This window comes from Ensifer sp. EB106-03-01-XG145, from assembly GCF_058792075.1.
In genome coordinates this window covers 169,597-189,232 of the sequence record NZ_JBYTEC010000005.1, presented here as the reverse complement: position 1 = coordinate 189,232, position 19,636 = coordinate 169,597, and the positions used below count along the sequence as shown (strand labels likewise).

Annotated in this window: 16 protein-coding genes; 3 read left to right on the top strand and 13 right to left on the bottom strand. The window is 62.1% G+C overall.

The features are described 5' to 3' along the window. The first annotated feature begins 67 nt into the window (after positions 1 to 67). A complete protein-coding gene (locus tag AC3WWH_RS15270) occupies positions 68 to 1,525 on the top strand; it encodes a glutamate synthase subunit beta (RefSeq protein WP_058325223.1) in 1,458 nt (485 codons plus the stop codon). Between the two features lie 297 nt (positions 1,526 to 1,822). Here the strand turns inward: AC3WWH_RS15270 and AC3WWH_RS15265 are convergent, their stop codons facing one another. Further along, positions 1,823 to 3,076, bottom strand: coding sequence for an SGNH/GDSL hydrolase family protein (locus AC3WWH_RS15265; RefSeq protein WP_058325319.1), 1,254 nt, complete (start codon positions 3,074 to 3,076; stop codon positions 1,823 to 1,825). Positions 3,077 to 3,210: 134 nt separating this feature from the next. Next, positions 3,211 to 4,431, bottom strand: coding sequence for a lytic murein transglycosylase (locus tag AC3WWH_RS15260; protein WP_058325318.1), 1,221 nt, complete (start codon positions 4,429 to 4,431; stop codon positions 3,211 to 3,213). A gap of 399 nt (positions 4,432 to 4,830) precedes the next feature. Here AC3WWH_RS15260 and galU point away from each other — a divergent pair, with 399 nt between their 5' ends. Then, on the top strand, positions 4,831 to 5,718 hold the full coding sequence (gene galU / locus AC3WWH_RS15255; protein WP_057254631.1) for a UTP--glucose-1-phosphate uridylyltransferase GalU: 888 nt from the start codon (positions 4,831 to 4,833) through the stop codon (positions 5,716 to 5,718). A 116-nt stretch (positions 5,719 to 5,834) separates the two neighbouring features. On the opposite strand, the gene AC3WWH_RS15250 is transcribed toward galU, so the two are convergent. The 8 genes from AC3WWH_RS15250 to AC3WWH_RS15215 all read right to left on the bottom strand — a co-directional run bounded on the left by AC3WWH_RS15250 (position 5,835) and on the right by AC3WWH_RS15215 (position 14,682). Further along, positions 5,835 to 7,280, bottom strand: a complete 1,446-nt coding sequence (locus AC3WWH_RS15250) for an outer membrane beta-barrel protein (protein WP_058325222.1) — start codon at positions 7,278 to 7,280, stop codon at positions 5,835 to 5,837. 110 nt (positions 7,281 to 7,390) lie between these two features. Further along, a complete protein-coding gene (locus AC3WWH_RS15245) occupies positions 7,391 to 7,849 on the bottom strand; it encodes an NfeD family protein (RefSeq protein WP_058325221.1) in 459 nt (152 codons plus the stop codon). A 3-nt stretch (positions 7,850 to 7,852) separates the two neighbouring features. Next, positions 7,853 to 8,851, bottom strand: a complete 999-nt coding sequence (locus AC3WWH_RS15240) for an SPFH domain-containing protein (RefSeq protein ID WP_058325220.1) — start codon at positions 8,849 to 8,851, stop codon at positions 7,853 to 7,855. A 200-nt stretch (positions 8,852 to 9,051) separates the two neighbouring features. Then, positions 9,052 to 10,089, bottom strand: a complete 1,038-nt coding sequence (gene hemH / locus AC3WWH_RS15235; protein ID WP_093233887.1) for a ferrochelatase — start codon at positions 10,087 to 10,089, stop codon at positions 9,052 to 9,054. 116 nt (positions 10,090 to 10,205) lie between these two features. Beyond that, positions 10,206 to 12,092: a 5'-nucleotidase C-terminal domain-containing protein gene (locus AC3WWH_RS15230; RefSeq protein ID WP_058321012.1), complete on the bottom strand. Its 1,887-nt coding sequence runs from the start codon at positions 12,090 to 12,092 to the stop codon at positions 10,206 to 10,208. Positions 12,093 to 12,320: 228 nt separating this feature from the next. After that, entirely contained in the window at positions 12,321 to 12,689 is a 369-nt protein-coding gene (omp10, locus tag AC3WWH_RS15225) for an outer membrane lipoprotein Omp10 (RefSeq protein WP_058321013.1), read from the bottom strand. A gap of 173 nt (positions 12,690 to 12,862) precedes the next feature. Beyond that, entirely contained in the window at positions 12,863 to 14,314 is a 1,452-nt protein-coding gene (locus AC3WWH_RS15220; protein ID WP_057254637.1) for a homospermidine synthase, read from the bottom strand. A gap of 227 nt (positions 14,315 to 14,541) precedes the next feature. Continuing rightward, positions 14,542 to 14,682 (bottom strand): hypothetical protein, encoded by a 141-nt coding sequence (locus AC3WWH_RS15215; RefSeq protein ID WP_373419820.1) that lies wholly within the window; start codon positions 14,680 to 14,682, stop codon positions 14,542 to 14,544. A gap of 152 nt (positions 14,683 to 14,834) precedes the next feature. On the opposite strand from AC3WWH_RS15215, the gene AC3WWH_RS15210 reads away from it, so the two are divergent. Next, positions 14,835 to 15,785 carry a GGDEF domain-containing protein gene (locus AC3WWH_RS15210; protein ID WP_057254638.1) on the top strand — a complete coding sequence of 317 codons (951 nt, stop codon included), beginning with the start codon at positions 14,835 to 14,837 and terminating at the stop codon, positions 15,783 to 15,785. On the opposite strand, the gene AC3WWH_RS15205 is transcribed toward AC3WWH_RS15210, so the two are convergent. The 3 genes from AC3WWH_RS15205 to AC3WWH_RS15195 are packed head-to-tail and all read right to left on the bottom strand — an operon-like array spanning position 15,750 to position 19,462. After that, the gene (locus tag AC3WWH_RS15205; RefSeq protein ID WP_058321014.1) at positions 15,750 to 16,382 is read right to left on the bottom strand and encodes an aminotransferase class IV family protein; all 633 of its coding nucleotides are present in this window, start codon (positions 16,380 to 16,382) and stop codon (positions 15,750 to 15,752) included. The two genes, AC3WWH_RS15210 and AC3WWH_RS15205, sit on opposite strands and share 36 nt — an antisense overlap. Continuing rightward, positions 16,379 to 17,557, bottom strand: coding sequence for an aminodeoxychorismate synthase component I (locus AC3WWH_RS15200; RefSeq protein WP_058321015.1), 1,179 nt, complete (start codon positions 17,555 to 17,557; stop codon positions 16,379 to 16,381). The genes AC3WWH_RS15205 and AC3WWH_RS15200 overlap by 4 nt, the downstream gene beginning before the upstream one ends. Positions 17,558 to 17,602: 45 nt before the next feature. Further along, complete coding sequence (locus AC3WWH_RS15195; protein WP_058321016.1) at positions 17,603 to 19,462, bottom strand: M3 family oligoendopeptidase; 1,860 nt, start codon at positions 19,460 to 19,462, stop codon at positions 17,603 to 17,605. Between the last annotated feature and the right edge of the window lie 174 nt (positions 19,463 to 19,636).

Here is a 19,636-nt window from a genome sequence, read left to right as displayed (position 1 = left end):
TTCGGGGGTCCCTCACGCGCGCTTGTCAAAAGCGCCTGTTCAGACGCAAAGCTTTCAGGATAGTACGATGGGTAAGGTAACTGGATTTCTCGAGATCGACCGGCAAGTGGCAAAGTACCAGCCGGCATCCGACCGCATTCGCCATTTCCGTGAATTCACCATTCCGATGTCAGAACCGGAAGTGCAGAAGCAGGCTGCTCGCTGCATGGACTGTGGCATCCCCTATTGCCATGGGCCGACCGGCTGCCCGGTGCACAACCAGATCCCGGACTGGAACGACCTCGTCTACAACGGCAACTGGGATGAGGCGATCCGCAACCTGCATTCGACCAACAACTTCCCGGAATTCACCGGCCGCGTCTGCCCGGCGCCGTGCGAGGAAGCCTGCACGCTGAACCTCGAAGACACGCCGGTGGCGATCAAGACGATCGAACAGGCGATCGCCGACAAGGCCTATGAGATGGGCTACATCGTGCCGCAGCCGGCCGTCACCAAGACCGGCAAGAAGGTCGCGGTCATCGGCTCAGGCCCAGCCGGCATGGCGGCAGGCCAGCAGCTTGCCCGCGCCGGCCACGAAGTTCACGTCTACGAGCGCGAGACCAAGGCCGGCGGCCTGCTGCGCTACGGCATTCCGGACTTCAAGATGGAGAAGAACTTCATCGACCGCCGCGTCGAACAGATGAAGGGCGAAGGCGTCACCTTCCACTGCGGCATCAATGTCGGCGTTGACGTGCCGATGCAGCGCCTGCTCGACGACCACGATGCCGTGCTTTACTGCGGCGGTTCGGAGACGCCGCGTGACGCGGGCATCCCCGGTGTCGAATTCGCCGGCGTGCATGATGCGATGCCCTATCTCGTGCAGCAGAACCGCCGCGTCGGCCGCGAGAACATCGACAGCGTCGGCTGGCCGTCGCAGCCGATCCTTGCCGGCGGCAAGCACATCGTGGTCGTCGGCGGTGGCGATACCGCGTCGGACTGCGTCGGCACTGCCTTCCGCCAGGGCGCAGTCAAGGTGACCCAGCTCGACATCCGACCGCAGCCACCGGAGAAGGAAGACAAGCTTGCCGTCTGGCCGTTCTGGGCAACGAAGATGCGCACCTCGTCCAGCCAGGCCGAAGGGGCTATCCGCGAGTTCCAGGTGGCGACGCTCGAATTCATCGGCGACGAGGATGGCAACCTCACCGGCGTGAAGTGCTGCCAGGTGGACGATCGCCGCAAGCCGGTCGCCGGCACGGAGTTCATCATCAAGGCGGATCTTGCCTTCATCGCCATCGGCTTCCGCGGTCCGTTTACCAGCAGCGTGCTCAAGGATCTCGGCGACAAGCTGACGCTCAACACCGACCGCCGCGGCTCGACCAACGTGGTTGCCAACGAGCGCGACTACAAGACCTCGGTCGAGAAGCTCTGGACCGCGGGCGACGTGCGTCGCGGCCAGTCTCTGGTCGTCTGGGCGATCCGCGAAGGCCGCCAGGCGGCGCGTGCGATCGACGAGGCGCTGATGGGCTCAACCACCCTGCCGCGATAAACGGTTTACTCCCAAGCATGAAAAAAGCCCCGCAGAGATGCGGGGCTTTTTTGTGGGCTGTTGCCGGAGGCCCGACAGCCTTGGGCCGCGGCTGGTTCTAGATCATTTCATTGTTTCGTCGAAACGGTGAAATGATCTAAGTCTCTGAAATAGCGCAATTCCGGACGGAAAACCGCTTCACACTTTTCCTGGAATTGCTCTTAAGCGCGTCGCGATCTTTCAGATTCGCTCCTTGCGCTTTAAGTTTTTGATATATCGCATACCGCAAAACCGCTGCGCACTTTTGCGCAACAGGCTTTAGTTGCGGATCACCGGATTGCTGATGACAGTGCTTGGCTTCGACAGGCGGAAGTCGTCGACGCGGCCGGTCGGTGCGGCGGCGATATCGCCCTTGTCGACCAAAAGGTCGCGCGGGCTCTTGCCATTGCCCTTGTCCGGGGCGGCGTTGCCAAGCAGGGACCCCGCGCCATCCAGCGCCGGATCGGTCAAGCCGATCGGCTGGGTCTTGACGATATCCTCGTTGCCGAGCGGCGCCGTCACCACCAGGTCCTTGAGTTCGCCCGCCCCAGGCACGTTCTTGTCCGTCGCGGCGGCATCGCCGAGCAACCGGCGAATGTCCTTCTCGACGTAGAAAGCCAGCTTGCGCTTGCCGGCCTTGGTGAGGTTGATGCCATCGGCGCCGCGCAGACGAACCTGCTGGCCGTTGATGTCGGAGCCGGTCAGGACGAATTTGCCGCCCTCGTCGACGAAGCCATCCCAGATGTCGACGAACTGGCCACCGACCTTCTCGATCTCCTCGCGATAAATGCCGTTGAAGGTCACCATGTCGGCGGTCATTGCGGCGGACTGGAACGGCGGCATGCCGACCCACAGAACCGGCAGCTTCTCCTTGCGGGCAAGGGCCGCCAGCGCATTGACGCGCTTGCGATACTCCTCGGTCCAGAGATCGCTGCGGAACTTCTCCTTGACGTCGCCCATCTGCATCTGCTGCCGATCGTTGGCGCCGAGGCTGATGATGATCACGGATGGCTTTAACTCGCCGACGTAGCCGGGAAGCGTGCCCGGCCAGTTGAAGTAGTCTTCGCGCACCAGGCCGGACGAGCCATTCGCCCGTGTCTCGACGGCGATGCCGGGCGTCATCTCGAAGGCGGTCTTCAGGCCGTCGCCGAGGCTGCCGGCCATGAAGTCGCCGACGACCAGAACCTTCTTGGCGTCGGGCGCTTTCTCCACCACCACCGGCGCGACTGCCGGTGCATCGGCGATCTTCGGCTTCTGCTTCTGTTGCCCCTGGCCCTTCTGGCGCTGCTGTTGCTGCTGGCGTTGGCGTTTCGGGCGCGGCTGCTCAGGGAAATAGGTGCGGTCTTCGTAGACCGGCCGCTCGCGCGACAAGCCGCCGAAGAGCATCTGGAACAGGGTGCGCCGCTGGGCGCGCTCCTGCGCCTCGGCAAAGCTTGCAAAGAGGCTGACGGCGACCATCGCCATTGCGGCGATGCAGATCGTCGCAATCCCGAAGGGCGTTCGGCGCGGTTGGTTGCGGCGCTTGCTCGTCATCTGCTCTTCTGCCCCGTTGATCGCGTGTTCGCCGGTTTTCAACCGCCCTCACGTTTCAGTGCGCCGCACGGGGTGCAGCGCGCTACTCGTCATTTATCTCACGGATGTGGCGATCGTGAAACCGTTTCGAGCCGCTAGTTGCGAAGGGCGCGCAGCAGCATCTGGGTCGGCTCTCCGTCCGGCGCCAGGCCGTTCTTCGACTGGAACGCCTGGATCGCGGCCTTCGAGCCGGAACCGAAATTGCCGTCGACTTCGCCGCTGTAGTAGCCGAGCTCCTTCAGGCGGTTCTGCAGTTCGAACTTTTCGCTGATGTCGAGCGATCCGTCCGGACGCGGCCAGCGCTGCTGCATGCCCTGATAGCCGGCGATCTGGTCGGCAAGAAGGCCGACGCCGAGAGCGTAGCTGTCGGAGGCGTTGTAGCGCTTGATGACGAAGAAGTTCTTGGTCATCAGGAAGCCGGGACCCTCGCCACCGCTCGGCAGCTTGAGTTCGGCGCGTATGCTGCCGTTGCGGAAGCCCTTGCCGTTGGGTCGGCCGAAGCCGAGCGACGCCCATTCGGCGAGCGTCTTCGTCTGGCCGGAATATTTCGCGGCATTTGCCGGCGGCGCGACTTCGTAGCCCCAGGTTTCGCCCGGCTGCCAGCCGTTCTTCTTCAAAAGGTTGGCGGCGGTCGCCAGCGCATCGGGCACCGAGTTCCAGATGTCGCGGTGACCGTTGCCGTCGGCGTCAACCGCATAGAGCAGGTAGCTCGTCGGGATGAACTGGGTGTGGCCCATGGCGCCCGCCCAGGACCCGGTCAGCTCGCGCGGCGTGATGTCGCCGCTCTGGAGGATCTTCAGCGCGGCGATCAGCTGCTTCTTGGCGTAGTTCGAGCGCTTCGGATCGGCATAGGCAAGGGTGGCGAGCGCGCGCGGCACATAGTGCAGGCGGTCATCCTTCTCGAGCACGGCGCCGTAGTTGGATTCCATCGACCAGATCGCCAGCAGGATGGTCTTGTCGACGCCGAAGTGCTTTTCCAGCGCGTTCAGCGTGCGGGCGTGCTTCGTCGCCATCTCCTGGCCGACGCGCTTGGTGTACGGGTTCACGCGGGAATCGATGTATTCCCAGATCTTGTGCTTGAACTCCGGCTGGTAGTTCGCCTTCTCGATCACCGTCTGGTCAGGCGACTTCACGCCGGCGAAGGCCTGGCGATAGGTCGACTTGCTGATGCCGGCCTTGGCGGCCGTCGTGTAGAATTCGTTGATCCAGTTCTGGAATCCGGCATCGGCGCGCGCGGGCGCGGTGCCGAGTGTTGCGGCGGATAGGACGAGGGCGGCTGCGATATGACGGAAAAACGTCCTGCGGTTTCTGATCATCAGCTGTCGGTTCCGTTTCTCTGCGGGGGCTTCGGCCGTCATGGCCCGAATCACTCCGCAAGGTGGCAGTCTGGGGCCAGCCTCGACGGTGGGGGCAGTCGTCGGCGGCTCCTGTTTCGGATCCGGCCGCGATTGTTGCATTGCCGGATTGCAACGAATCTACAGAAACGTGGTCAACAAACCCTTTACCATGAAATTGTGGTGGCGTCTTCCGCTGTAGAAAATGTCAAGCCATGGTCGTGGAGTTCGCATATGCATTTGTTCCGTCGGTTCAGGCTGTGTTCAGCTGACGGCATAGAGATTGCGGCTCCATTACGGAGCGCTGTATGGTTTCAGACGGATTGTAGTCCGGGACCATCCGGTAAGACTTATGAGTGAGTTCCTATCAAGGAGGTATCGATGACCGACAAGCGTAAAGTCCGCAAAGCCGTGTTCCCAGTCGCAGGGCTGGGCACACGTTTCCTGCCGGCTACCAAGGCCGTGCCGAAGGAAATGCTGACGGTGGTGGACAAGCCGGTCATTCAATATGTGGTCGATGAGGCGCTGGAAGCCGGCATCGAGCATCTGATCTTCGTCACCGGCCGCAGCAAGGCGGTGATCGAGGATTATTTCGACATTCAGGTCGAGCTCGATCAGACGCTGCGCGAGCGCAACAAGAAGGCCGAGATCGCCCTGCTCGACAGCATTCTGCCGAAGGCCGGCACGACCAGCTTTACCCGCCAGCAGGCCCCGCTCGGCCTCGGCCACGCGGTCTGGTGCGCCCGTGACCTCGTCGGCAACGAGCCGTTTGCGCTGCTCTTGCCGGACATGATCATGAAGGGCGAAAAGGGCTGCCTCAAGGGCATGGTCGAGCTCTATGAGCAGAGCGGCGGCAACGTCATCGCCGTCGAGGAATGCGCACCGGACCAGGCCCACAAATACGGCATCGTCGGCGTCGGCGACAAGGTGGGCGATGGTTTCAAGATCACCAAGATGGTCGAGAAGCCCGCACCGGGCACAGCCCCGTCCAACTTCTTCATCAACGGCCGCTACATCCTGCAGCCGGAGATCTTCCCGATCCTCGAAAAGCAGGAACGCGGCGCCGGCAACGAAATCCAGCTGACAGATGGCATGCTCAAGCTCTCCGACAGCCAGCAGTTCGCCGCCTATCACTTCCGTGGCGACACCTATGACTGTGGCGCCAAGGACGGCTTCATCCTGGCAAACGTTGCCTTTGCTCTGGAACGCGGCGACATCCGCCCGAGCGTCGAGGGGCCGCTGAAGACGCTGCTCGGCAGCCTGAGGTAAATTCGGTTCCACCGAAACGAGAAGGCCGCGTTCCCCGAGGAATGCGGCCTTTTTTTGTTGGCTGCTGGCAATGAGTGTTGTTACCGCTCTAGCTTTGCCGGCGGCTGACCTTTGGCTCAACGCCGCAGGACGAGGCCGACGCCGACACGGGTGATGTCGGTCGGATCGCCGACGTCGGGCGTGGTGCGCTCGTAGCTGACGTCGCCTGTCAGCGCCAAGTAGCGGTTGATGTCGTAGGTGAGGCCGGCGCCGGTTCGCCAGGTGGTCTCGTCGGAGGAGCGGGAGTCCGACGGATATTTGCGGATGATCAGAGTGTTGGACAATCGTGCGACCAGATCGGAGCGCATCTGGTGGGTGATGATGTTGGTCAAGGTATAGTCGATCGATCCGGAAACGCCCGCCGTCGTCGACGGATCGAGATCCGTCAAAACCGCGAAGAGCACATCGGTGCCGCGCTGCGGCGACCAGTTGAGGCGGCCGTCGACGGACAGGCCGCTGACGTCTTCGAGCCTGTCATCGTCGAAGCGATAGGTCTCGTAGCCGAGGCCGAGCTCACCATAGAGTTTCTCGCCGAGATCGACCTCGATACCGCCGCGTCCGGCATAGGTCTGGTAGGAACGCTCGAAGCCGGACGTGTCCTCGCGCAGGTCGTAAAGCGACTTGCCGACGGAGGCTTCGAGGAACGGAATCAGCGCCGGCGACAGTTCGTAGCCGACGCGGGCAATCAAGTTTCCGGTGTTGCGGTTGCGGTCCTTCTCGGACAGTGTCGTGCCGTTCTCCAGCTCGACATCGCCATAGGTTTGGCGGTCGAAATCGATTCCGACCGAACCGCGGATCAGACCGAAATCGCGCTCGATGGCGGCGCCGAGGCGGTAGGTGTTGACCGCCGACTGGGTCTTGGCGTCCGAGATCGCGTTCGGGTCGTCGGCGTCTTCTCGGTAGAAACTGTATCCGGCCCGGAGTCGTGCAACCGTTTCGTCCCAGAGATCAAGCCGCAGCTCCGCGTCGACATCGGCGCGTGGCTCTTCCTCGCCTTCGCCAGAGATGTTGTTTTGCAGGATGCCTTCGCCGGTGACGGTCAACTGATGCCGCGACCAGTCGGAGGTCAGGGTGCCGCGGATGCCGGTTTCGAGATAGCCGCGGTTCGTCTTGGTGTCACCGTCGTTGCGCCATTCATGGTTGATGCTCTCGCTGACGCTGGGGCGCAGCGTGAAGGTCCCGATGCGAACGCCCGGCGTGGTACGATACCCCTCCGTATCGGTTCGAAGCCTCAGGCCATCGATCGTCGGCTCCCGCTGGTTGAGGCGGAGGAAATCCTCGTTCTGCGCCGGCGGAAGATCGTCGCCGCTGACGGCGCCGGTGGTTTGCGGATCGGCGATTGCGGGCGTGGTGGCCGGGACTGTTGCCGGGGTGGTGGCGACGCCATAGGAGGTCGTCGGGGCCGTGGCCGTTTGCGCGCGCAATGACGATGGTGCGAACAGGGCAGTGCCGGCCAATAGCAACGCCAGCGAGGTCGAACGCCGCGCGTCTCCTTTGGTCGAGCGAGATGAGCCTGGCACCATATGCCGTTTGTCCACGAAGCCTGATTGCAATCCTTTCGCAATCGTAAAGCGACGTGGTTAAGCAATCGTTTCCAAATGGGAAAAACGTCGTGGCATCAGCCGCTTGCCGATCAGGCGCTTTCGACGGTCAGGTTTCGGCCATGGCTGGAAACGACGCGGACCCGGGTGCCGGCCGGCAGGTCCGGCCCCTCGATGATCCAGAACGTATCGTCGAGCCGGATGCGGCCGCGGCCCTCAGCGATCGGTTTCTCCAGCACCGCGGTACGACCGACGAGACTTTCCGCTCTCTGGTTCAGCAAGGGTTCGTCGCTGGTTTCGGCTGAGGACAGAACGAAGCGGCGGCCGAGCAGCACAGCGACCACCGAGAGGACGGCGAAGAGGACGAACTGAACCTGCCACATCCAGAAGCCGGTCTCCCAGAGCATAAGGGAGAGCATTCCGATAATGAGCGCGGCGATGCCGATCCAGATCAGGAACACGCCGGGTGCCACGAGTTCGGCTGCCAGCAGCACGAAGCCGAGAACCCACCAGCTCCAGGGACCGAGTTCTTGAATGGCGCGTTCGATCATCGCCTACTTCCCTTGCGAGGGATCTGCCGGGAAGGCGGGCGTGGTCCGAGGAGTCGATGGGCGCGGGCGTGTCGCCGGTGCCGTCTGTCCATCGCCAAAAACCTCCTTGGCGATGGCGCCGATACCGCCGAGTGAGCCGATCAGTGCGGAGGCTTCCATCGGCATCAGCACGATTTTCTGGTTGTTGGCGGTGCCGATCGAGGCGAGCGCCTCGGTGTACTTCTGCGCGACGAAGTAGTTGATCGCCTGGATGTCGCCGGCGGCAATCGCGGCAGAGACCATCTGCGTCGCCTTGGCTTCGGCCTCGGCCAGACGTTCGCGGGCCTCCGCATCGCGGAAGGCCGCTTCGCGCTGGCCCTCGGCCTGGAGGATCGCCGACTGCTTGGCGCCCTCGGCGCGCAGGATCTGCGCGTTTCTCGAGCCTTCCGCTTCCAATACCTGGGCGCGCTTTTCGCGTTCGGCCTTCATCTGTCTTGCCATGGCGTCGACAAGGTCCTTCGGCGGTGCGATATCCTTGATCTCGATGCGGGTGATCTTGATGCCCCAGGGACTGGCAGCCTCATCGACGACGTGCAGCAATCGGTCGTTGATCGTATCGCGGTTGGAGAGCAGTTCGTCGAGATCCATCGAGCCCATGACCGAGCGGATATTGGTCATCGTCAGGTTGAGGATGGCGTTTTCCAGATTGGCGACCTGATAGGCGGCCTGAGCTGCGTTCAGCACCTGGTAGAAGGCAACGGCGTCGGCCGAGACGCTGGCATTGTCCTTGGTGATGACCTCCTGGGTCGGAACGTCGAGCACCTGCTCCATCACGTTCATCTTGGCGCCGATCCGGTCGATGAAGGGCACGATCAGGTTCAGACCTGGCTCCAGCGTCTTCGTGTAACGACCGAAGCGCTCGATGGTGTAGCGGTAGCCCTGCGGCACCGTCTTGATCCCCATGAAGAGGACCAGGATGATGAGAACCACGAAACCGACGACGACGATATCCAACCCGCCCAAGAGATGCCCCCTAAATTTGCAATCCCGACCCGAGACAGCACTTTAGCGCAATAGTTGTCGGTCCGGAATCGGTTTCCGCGGATTGCGCATAGATTCAAAATGTTAGGGACGCGCACTCGCCGGTGAGCGCGTGCGTGTTCCATTCATCCAGAAGTGGTGATCGGGGCACCGTTTTCAAGCGGCGCGGCAAGGAATGGGAGCTAGAGCCAGCCGGCGAGTTCGCGGCGCACGACGTGTTCGAGGACCGCCATGCCTTCGGCGCTGTCGTTGAGACAGGGAATGTGGGTGAACTTGTCGCCGCCATTGTGGTGGAAGCTCTCGGCCGCCTGCTCGGCGATCTCCTCCAGCGTTTCCAGACAGTCGGACACGAAACCGGGATTGATGACGGCAATACGCTTGACGCCTTCCTGTGCGAGTTTCTCGACCGTCTTGTCGGTGTAGGGCTGCAGCCATTCCTCGGGCCCGAAGCGCGACTGGAAGGTGACCTGCAGCTTCTCCTTGGACCAGCCGAGCTTTTCGCGCAGCAGCCGCGCGGTCTTCTGGCATTGGCAATAATAGGGGTCGCCCTTGTCGAAATAGCTCTTCGGAATCCCGTGGAAGGAGGTCAGAACCACTTCCGGTTCCCAGTCGAGCGTCGCCAGATGGCGCTCGATCGAGGTCGCGAGCGCGTCGATATAGACCGGATCGTCGTGGTAGGGCGGAACCGTGCGCAGCGCCGGTTGCCAGCGCATCTTCAAAAGCGCCTCGAAGGCCTTGTCGTTGACGGTGGCGGTCGTGGCTGCCGCATATTGCGGATAGAGCGGGAAGACGAGGATGCGTTCGCAACCGGCCTTCTGCAGCGCTTCCATGCGCGAGGCGATCGAGGGCTGGCCGTAGCGCATGCCCCAGTCGACGATCACATCAGGGCGATCGGCGAACGTTTTGGCCATCAGTTGCGCCTGGTTGCGGGTGTAGGTCCTGAGGTAGCTTTCGTTCAGCTCCTTGTTCCAGATCGTCTCATAGGCCTTGCCCACCTTGCCGGGACGGGTGTTGAGCACGATGCCGAACAGGATCGGGTACCAGAACAGCCGCGACCATTCGATCACCCGGCGGTCCGTCAGGAACTCCTTCAGGTAGCGGCGCATCGAGGTATAGTCGGTGCCGTCGGGCGTGCCGAGATTGACCAGCAGAATGCCGACCTTTCCGGATTTGACGGAAGGGTGGTCGGCAGGGGCGGTCACGTCAAGCTGTTCGGTCATCTCGGTCCTCGTCGGTCCCGTTCAATCGGGACACTGCTTTCGGTTTCAAATCCTTCTAAAAAGAAAAGCCGGCGCGGGGAAGCCCGCGCCGGCTCTGAAAGTAGAGGCAAATTGTCTTACTTTGCCGGAATTTCCAGTTCCGTGCCGACATGCAGCGCGCGCGGCGCCGGCTTGCCGTTGGCTTCGGAGATCTTCTTCCACAGCGAGCCTTCGCCGTAGAACGACTTGGCGAGGTCCCAGAGCGTATCGCCCTTGGCGATCACGTGCTTCTGCGGGCCGCTTGCCGCGGGCGCTGATGCATCGCCGGAGGTTGCCGCCGGCTGGGTTGCCGTGGTGTCGGTGCCCGTCGCCGGCTTCGTTTCCGTCGCCGGTTCTGCCGGTGCAGCACCTGCAGCCGAAGCGACCTCGGTGATGCGGCCATCGGTATAGGGCTTGAACGGCTGGTGGGCGGCGAGATAGTCGGCGAGCACGGTTTCGAGGCCCGGACCGTAGTCGTAGGCGTTTTCACCCTTCTCCTTGAAGACGTCGTAGCCGTCGCCGCCATTGCGCATGTAGTTGTTGGTGACGAGCGAATAGGTCTTGGCCGGATCGAGGGCGACGTAGCCTTCGCCTTCCTTTACCTCGACCGAGACGACACGGCTGCCGACCGGCTTCGACTTGTCGAAGGAGAACTTCATGCCCGCCACCTGCGGGAAGCGACCGCCGCCTTCCTCGAGCTTGCTGAGGCCGTTTTCCAGCGCTTCACGGATGCCGTCGCCCTTGATCTGGAAGGTGGCGACCGTGTTCTGGAACGGCAGAACGGTGATGGCTTCGCCCATCGAAACGTCGCCGGCGTCGATCGAGGCGCGCAGGCCACCGCCATTGGTGATGGCGATGGTGACACCCTGGCCCTTGACGCGGTCGAGCATGGCGTCGGTGAGCAGGCTGCCCATTTCGCATTCCTTGGTGCGGCAATTCTCACGCGAGCCGTCGATCGGCGCTTCGGTCTTGGCGATGATCTTCGAGCGCAATTCCTCGATCGGCTTGCCGAGTTCGGCGACGCGCGCCAGCACGGCCTCATCCGGCTTGACGGACGAGTCGACCAGGATCGGATCGCCCTTGGCGGCTTTGACGACGCCCTTGTCGTCGAAGGTGACGACGAGATCGCCGAGATACTTGGTGTAGGATGCGGCCTGGACGACCGGAACCTTGTAGCCGCCGGGATTGTCGACCATCGTCGGGTAGGGGCCTTCGGCCTTCGGGTCGGTGTTGGACAAGAGGCTGTGCGAGTGGCCGCCGACGACGATATCGACATCGGGGATCTTGGCAATTGCCGCGAGATCGCGCGGATAGCCGACATGGGTCAGCGCAATAATCTTGTCGACGCCCTGCTTCTTCAGTTCTTCGACAGCGGCCGTGGTGGTGGCAACGTCGTCGCCGATCAGGATGTCCGGGCCAGGCGAGGAGAGTTCCGGCGTGTCGTTGGCGACGGCGCCGACGATGCCGACCTTCTGGCCGCCGACGTCGAGCACGATCGACGGCTTGATGCGGTCGCCGATCTTCGACTTGTGGCTCGGCAGGACGTTGGCGGTGACGACAGGGAAGGTAATCTTGTCGAGGAAGCCGGCCAGGCCGTCTTCGCTCTCGTCGAATTCGTGGTTGCCCACGGTCATCGCATCGAACTTCATCAGGTTGAGGAACTCGGCTTCGGCCAGGCCCTTATAGGTGGTGAAGAACAGCGAGCCCTGGAAGTTGTCGCCGGCATTGAGCAGCAGCACGTTCTTGCCGGAGAGTTCCTGGCGTTTCGTGTCGATCAGGGCTTTCAAGCGAGCGACGCCGCCGAAGCATTCGTTCTTGCCTTCCTCTTCCGCCGAGCAGGTCGAGTCGAACTTGTTGATCGACTCGATGCGGGAATGAAGGTCGTTGATGTGCAGGATGTTCAGCTCATAATCGGCGAAGGCTGCGCCCGAGGAGAGGGCAAGAATGGACGCGGTCATCAGGCCGGTCCGCATGTGTCTGATCATGATGTTCTCCTGTTTGCCGGTTGTCAGCCGACCGTTTCCGGAGCCGTGAAGACGGAACCGTTCCCCACGGTCGGAGTGGCTTTGCCGGGCCGGATGTTTTCATCACTTGAAGGTGACTTCAAGCGCTAAAACCAAGCTCGCTTTGTCAATTTATAACGAGGTTAAGCTGCGATCCTGCAACAAAAAAAGCCCCCGATCGGGGGCTTCGATACTTGCGTATGCGCTGTTTTAGCCGCGCCTCGCCAGCGAGAACTGCGCGCCGGCATCGGTGGTGCAATTGAGCTGGTTCTGCGTGACCAGGGCGCAAGCGACCTTGGACTGGGTATTGCGCACGAGCGAGGTCATGTTGATCTCGACGAGCGTCGGGCTCGTCTTGATGTAGTTGCCCGAAGCAAGCAGCTGGTTGGTGTCGGTCGTGCGGGTCGAGAAGGTGCCGCCCGCAAAAGTCGAGACGATGCCGTTCGGGTCCACCCAGGAGCCTTCGACGCCGGTCGCCTGGCGCGACGGCCCGCCCTCATCGATGATCCGGGGCGACGACTGGCAGGATGCCAAGGCCGCGGCGGTTGCGATAAGGGTCAGAACTGCGAATGGCTTCATAGGCGATTTCCCCCGCATTGGGCCGAGCGGACTGTTTCATTCCGGCATGACCATGCCGCGATCATGAGTTGAAAGCAAGAGCAGCAGGGGGCTGCCGGCGCCTTTTCCCGCACAGATGAAAAGGCCCGGGACACGGTCGTGCCACGGGCCGGATGACGTTTTACGTCAAAAGCTTAGCGAACGAGGATGTTCTTGAACTGCCAGGGATCCTTGGTGTCGATGTCTTCCGGGAACAGGCCCGGACGACCGTCGAGAGGGGTCCAGTCGGTGTAGTGGCCTTCAACCGGACCGAGATAGGGAAGCTGTACTTCCAGGCAGCGCTTGTAGTCCATCTCGTCGGCTTCGACGATGCCGGCCTTCGGGTTTTCGATCGCCCAGACCATGCCGGCGAGAACCGCAGAGGTTACCTGCATGCCGGTGGCGTTCTGGTAGGGAGCGATGCGGCGGGTCTCTTCCAGAGACAGGCGCGAGCCGAACCAATAGGCATTCTTGTCGTGGCCGTAGAGCAGGACGCCCAGTTCGTCGAGGCCCTCAACGAGTTCCTTCTCGTCGAGAACGTGATGGACCGGCTGGGCGTTGCCGCCGTTGCCGAACATCTCGTGCAGCGACAGGACCGCGTCGTTGGCCGGATGGTAGGCGTAGTGGCAGGTCGGACGGTACGTCACTTCGCCGTCCTTATCGCGAACGGTGAAGAAGTCCGAGATCGAGATCGCCTCGTTGTGGGTGACGAGGAAGCCGTATTGCGGGCCAGGCGTCGGGCACCAGGTGCGTACGCGGGTGTTGGCGCCCGGCTGCTCCAGGTAGATCGCAGCCTTGCAGCCCTTCTTGTGCTTCTTGGCGTTCTTCGGCATCCAGTTTTCATGGGTGCCCCACCCGAGTTCGGCCGGCTGCAGACCTTCGGAGATGAAGCCCTCGACCGACCAAGTGTTCCAGAACACGTCGAGCGGCTTCGGCTTCTTCGTCAGCTGCGTGTCGCGCTCGGCAATGTGCACGCCCTTGACGCCGACCTTCTTCATCAGCTTCGCCCAGCCTTCGCGGTCGTCCTGATGCGGCTCTTCAAACTTCACGCCGAGGTCGTTGGCGAGGTTCAAGAGGCCCTGCTTGACGAACCAGGAGACCATGCCCGGGTTGGCGCCGCAGGTGGAAACGGCCGTGGTGCCGCCCGGGTTCTTTTCCTTTTCCTTGCGAACGGTTTCGCGCAGCGCATAGTTGGTGCGCTCGGAATTGTCCATTTCGGCGTCGAAATAGAAACCGAGCCACGGCTCAACGACCGTGTCGATGTAGAGAACGTCGAGCTTGCGGCACATCTTGATCAGGTCGAGCGAGCCGGTATCGACCGACAGGTTGACGCAGAAGCCCTGGCCTTCGCCTTCGGTGAGCAGCGGCTTCAGCAGTTCCTTGTAGTTGTCCTTCGTCACATGAGCGCGAACGTGACGTACGCCATGCCGTTCGAAAATCTCGTTGTCGGCGGCGTCCTCACGGGGTTCGACCACGATCAACCGGTTCTTGTCGTATTTGAAGTGGCGCTCGATCAGCGGCAGGGTGCCGCGACCGATCGAACCGAAACCGATCATGACGATCGGACCGGTGATCTCGCCGTAAACCGGGTAGGTGGTATCTGCCATTTTTGTCTTACTCCTGAGGAAACTTTCCTGTGACGGTGGGTGACTAAGCATGAGGAAGCGGCTGGTGCCGCTGTTCCAGCTTGACGGGTGTGCCGCAGCGGCTTCGGTGCCGAATGCGGCACGCGGGCGCTGTAGAGCATAGATCGCTGTCACAATAAAGAGCCGGCGGGTCAACCGCTATCTGAGATAGTGCTTATCCGGCGATCGAAAGCAGGGCCGCGACTGCCTCACGCTTCCGCAAGAAGGCACTTCTTTTCTGAGAGATAGTGCTGTAGCTGTTCGTCAGGCTCGATCCAGCGATCGGGATCGAGCTGGGCAAGGCCGATGGTGAGGGGCTTGGAGGAACCGTCGTAGGGCGTATGCTTCATGCACTTCGGCCGGTCCAAGACGGTGATTTAACCATATCCCCATCGTTTCACACGCGTAAACGCTTGTCACAAGCACTTCGTGCTATAGCTTCGTCTGAAGCATCCGCTTCGCGCCATGATTGATATTGTCCGACCCGGAGGCGTGACAGACCGTGACCGGTAGTCATCTCAAGGCTCTTGCGGCCTTACAGAGCAAAACACCCGTACTGATCGCGCTCTACGATCAGCACGATCGATTGCGGTTTGCCAACACGGCATTTCGCGCGGCCTATCACGTCGGTCCAGACGAGAGCCCGACCTGGGCGGAGATCATGCGCCGCAACTACGCGGCCGGTCAGGGGACCGTCCTGAAAACCGACGACGTCAACGCCTGGATTGCCTCGACGGCTCACCGGCGCGGCAAAGTGCCTTTTCGTGCCATGGAAACCGACTTGCATGACGGCCGCTGGCTGTGGATGACGGAGACGGTGGATTCCGACGGCTATATGCTTTGCATTGCCGTCGATGTCACCACTATCCATGCGGGCGAGCGCGAGCTCCGGCAGGACCGCGATTTCGCGCTTCGGGCGGCCCAGGTCGACGAGCTGACCAGTGTGCCCAACCGTCGCTACACGATGGGGCGGTTGACTGAATTCATCGCCAATTGTGCCGAAAATCCGCATATGTGGGGTTGCGTCGCGATCATCGACATCGATTATTTCAAGGCGATCAACGACCGCCACGGGCACCAGCGCGGCGACGAGGTTCTGCTCGACTTCGCGCGTCAAATGCAGGAATTCGTGCGCCGCTCGGATTGCTTCGGCCGGATCGGCGGTGAGGAATTCATGCTCATCCTGCCTGATACCACCATCAGCGAAGGCAATCGCATTCTCGACCGTCTGCTCGAAAGGGTCAGAAGCTCCCGGCCGCTCGAGAATATTCCGGAGTTCTTCTACACCTGTTCGGTCGGGCTTGCGGAATATCGTGATGGCGATTCCGTCAGCGATCTCTATGCGCGCGCCGACCAGGCGCTCTACCTCGCCAAGCGCGATGGGCGGGATCGTGTCAGACGCTACACGCTTCCCGGTTCAGACCAGGAGTCTCACCCGGATCATACCGCGTAGCGAATTGCCGACATAGACCGTTCCGCTTGTGAGATCCGCCGGCGAAAGGCGCGCTACCCGCGCGCGTCGTTGGCAGATGAGTTCGGTACGAAGCACACCGGCGAGCAGGCCGCAGGCGATCGGCGGTGTCTTCAGGACACCGCTACCGTCGTCGAGGAAAACCGAGGTGATCGTGCCTTCGCAGACCTCGCCCTTCTCGTTGAGCAGAAGAACCTCGTCAGCCTCGCTTGCTGCGAACTCGCCACGGGCCGTTTCATAGGCCGCCCGGCGGCTGGTCTTGTAGCGCAGCAGCGGATCACGCGAGTTGAGCCGGGTGGCGGCGATCCGCACCCGCCAGATCGTATCGTCCGACAACGGTACGAACGGTGCGGCCTTTACCTCGATGCGTCCGTCGGGGAAAAGCTCGAGCCGCACGCGGAGTACGAGCTTGTCGTGGCCGCTCTCCACCGCTGCCAACAGGGCCGCTTCTGCGCCTTCCGCTCCTGGAATGCCGAGACGTCGCGCCGATCGCTTCAGCCGCGCCAAATGCAGGCGCGATCGGACGAAGCCGTTTTCGGGCTCGTAGCGCAGCGTTTCGATCAGCGAGAAGTCCGTCATCGTGCGATCTCGTCATCGCCCAGCGCGATCTTGTCGTCGCCAATGGCGAAGCGGGCCTTCAGCAGGCATTCGTCATATTCGGACCGGGCGTTGCTGTCGAAGACGATGCCGCCGCCGACATTGAAGATAGCCTCGCCGTTGGGGAAAAGCGAAATCGTGCGGATGGCGACGCTGAAGCGCATGATCCCGCTCGGGGCGATGAAGCCGATGGCGCCGCAATAGGCGTCGCGCGGTCCGTCTTCCAGATCGTGCAGGATTTCCATGGCCCGCATCTTCGGCGCGCCGGTGATCGAGCCGCAGGGGAACAGGGCGGCGAAGATGTCCTCGATACCGATCTCGGGCAGGAGCTTTGCCCGGACATGGCTCACCATCTGGTGCACGGTCGGGTAGGTCTCGATCTCGAAGAGCTTGGGGACGCTCAGCGTGCCGACTTCGGTGATACGCGAGATGTCGTTGCGCAGGAGATCGACGATCATCCGGTTTTCAGCCTGGGTCTTTTCGTCGGCGCGCATGGTCGCGATGATCTGGGCGTCTTCGGCCGCAGAGGCGCCGCGCTTGGCCGTACCCTTCATCGGGTGCGTCTCGATCCAGCCGTCCGCATCGACGCGGAAGAAGAGTTCCGGCGAACGCGACAGGAGGACCGGCCCGTCAAGCGCAACCAGCGCCCCGTATTTCACCGGCTGGCGGTCGATCAGCGACCAGAAGGCGGCGCGCGGATCGCCAGACCAGCGGGCACGGATCGGCATCGTCAGGTTGGCCTGGTAGCAATCACCCTGGCGCAGATGCTGGTGCAGACGATCGAAGCGCTCGCGGTAGGTGCCGAAGTCCCAGCCGGCGCGTGGCTCAGCGAGGAAGGGTTCGTTCTCGGTCCGGCGCTGCGGCTCGGCGAGGGGATGGTCTTCCGAGGGCGCGTCGAAGATGCCGAAGGACATCAACGGCGTTTCGCGGCCCTCCTCGGCAAACCTTGCGAGTTTCTGCTCGAAGAGGTGGCCGGCCTCGTAGGACATGAAGCCGGCGAGCCACTTGCCCGCCTTGTGGGCGCGCTCGAGCTCGGCAAGGCCGCGGGTGAATTCGGCTTTCGTGCGCGCGGTGACGATGCGCGAAGGCTCAGCGAAAACCGTGGTGCGGTTTTCGCTGTCGTCCCGGAACAGCACATAGGGTGCGGTGTCGCTCATAAAGTCGTCTTGTCGATCGCGCCGTGATCCGGACCTGTGCCCGGATCAGGCCTTATCAAGCGCCTCGAGTTCGTCGATGAGCCCTTCGATCATCGACAGTCCCTGTGCCCAGAACGACGGATCGGTGGCATCGAGGCCAAAGGGCGCGAGCAACTCGGAATGGTGCTTGGTGCCGCCGGCCTTCAACAGTTCGAAGTACTTCTCCTGGAAGCCTTTTTCGGCGTTCTGGTAGACGGCGTAGAGCGAGTTCACCAGGCAGTCGCCGAAGGCATAGGCGTAGACGTAGAAAGGCGAGTGGACGAAGTGGGGGATATAGGCCCAATAGGTCTCGTAGCCTTCGGAGATTCGGATCGCCGGCCCGAGGCTCTCGTTCTGCACCGACAGCCACAGCTTGCCGATGTCGTCAGCCGTCAGTTCGCCTTCCTTGCGGGCAGTGTGGACCTTGCGCTCGAACTCGTAGAAGGCGATCTGGCGCACGACCGTGTTGATCATGTCCTCGACCTTCTGGGAAAGCATGGCCTTGCGCTCGCGCTTGTCCTTCGTCCGGTCGAGCAGCGCGCGGAAGGTCAGCATCTCGCCGAACACGGACGCGGTTTCAGCCAGGGTCAGCGGAGTAGACGCCATCAGCGCGCCCTGTCCCCCGGCCAGCACCTGGTGCACGCCGTGGCCGAGTTCGTGTGCAAGCGTCATGACGTCGCGCGGCTTGCCCATGTAATTGACGAGCACGTAGGGGTGCGCGGATGGTACCGTCGGATGGGCGAAGGCGCCGGGTGCCTTGCCCGGCCGCACCGGCGCGTCGATCCAGCTCTCGTCGAAGAAGCGGCGGGCGATCGCGGCCATTTCCGGATCGAAGGCATTGTAGGCGGAGAGAACCGTGTCCTTGGCTTCGTTCCAGGAAATCAGCGCGTTCGGCGTTTCCGGCAACGGCGCATTGCGATCCCAGAAATCCATCTCCTGCATGCCGAGCCATTTTGCCTTCATCGTGTAGTAGCGATGCGACAGGCGCGGATAGGCGGATTTGACGGCTTCGGCCAGCGCATCGACAACTTCGCGCTCGACGCGGTTCGCCAGATGGCGGCTGTCGGCGATGTCCTGAAAACCGCGCCAGCGGTCGGAGATTTCCTTGTCCTTGGCCAACGTGTTGGTGATCAGCGTGAAGGTGCGGATATTGGCCTTGAAGGTTTCGGCAAGCGCCATCGCCGCCTTCTGGCGGACCTCTGTCGCCGGATCCTGCAACAGGTTCAGGGCGACTTCCAGCGGCAGGGCTTCGCCATCGACGCTGAAGGTGAGGCTCGTCATCGTCTCGTCGAACAGCCGGTTGAAGGCGGCAGCACCCGTCATCGATTTTTCCAGGAAAAGCTGCTCCAGCTTGTCGTCGAGCTGATAGGGCTTGTCCATGCGCAGGTCGGTCAGCCAGGGCCTGTAGTGCGCGGCAAGCGCATCGTTTTCCAGCGCCTTGTCGAGGATCGCGTCATCGATCCGATTGAGCTCCAGCGAGAAGAACAGCAAATGCGCCGACATGTCGGTGAGCTTCGACTGTACGTCGCCATAAAGCTTGCCGTTCTCGGGCTTGGACGTGTCCGAGAAATAGGTGAGGCCGGCAAAGGAAGCGATGCGGCCCATGACATCTTCGAGCGCTTCGAACTCCCGGACGGCGGCGCCGATGCCGTCGTCACCACGCTTCGTCGCGGCCTCGGCCAGCTTGCCCTTCCACTTGGTTTCGAAGGCGGTCGCTTCGGTCTCGGCCTTTTTCAGGTCGTTGCGAAAGGCATCCGATGCGGCCGACGGATAGAGATCTTCGAGCCGCCAGGAGGGCAGGTCGCCGAGATCCGCGGTAGCGCCATGGGATTGCCCGGCGGCGGCGCGGACAGCGGATTGCTCGGGAGCGAAGGGGCGGAAGGTCATCGTCGGATTTCTCTCGTTCGTGACAGGAAGAAGGCAAGCGATATGGGTTCCATTGCTATCGCCGGCAATGGATAAAATGCAAGCATTTCTCAAAACATGATGTTCAGCCCTTTATGGCACAGATGCCTGACGTCATTTGGCACATGAGGTTGGCCAAATAGTACTGCGTGTCCA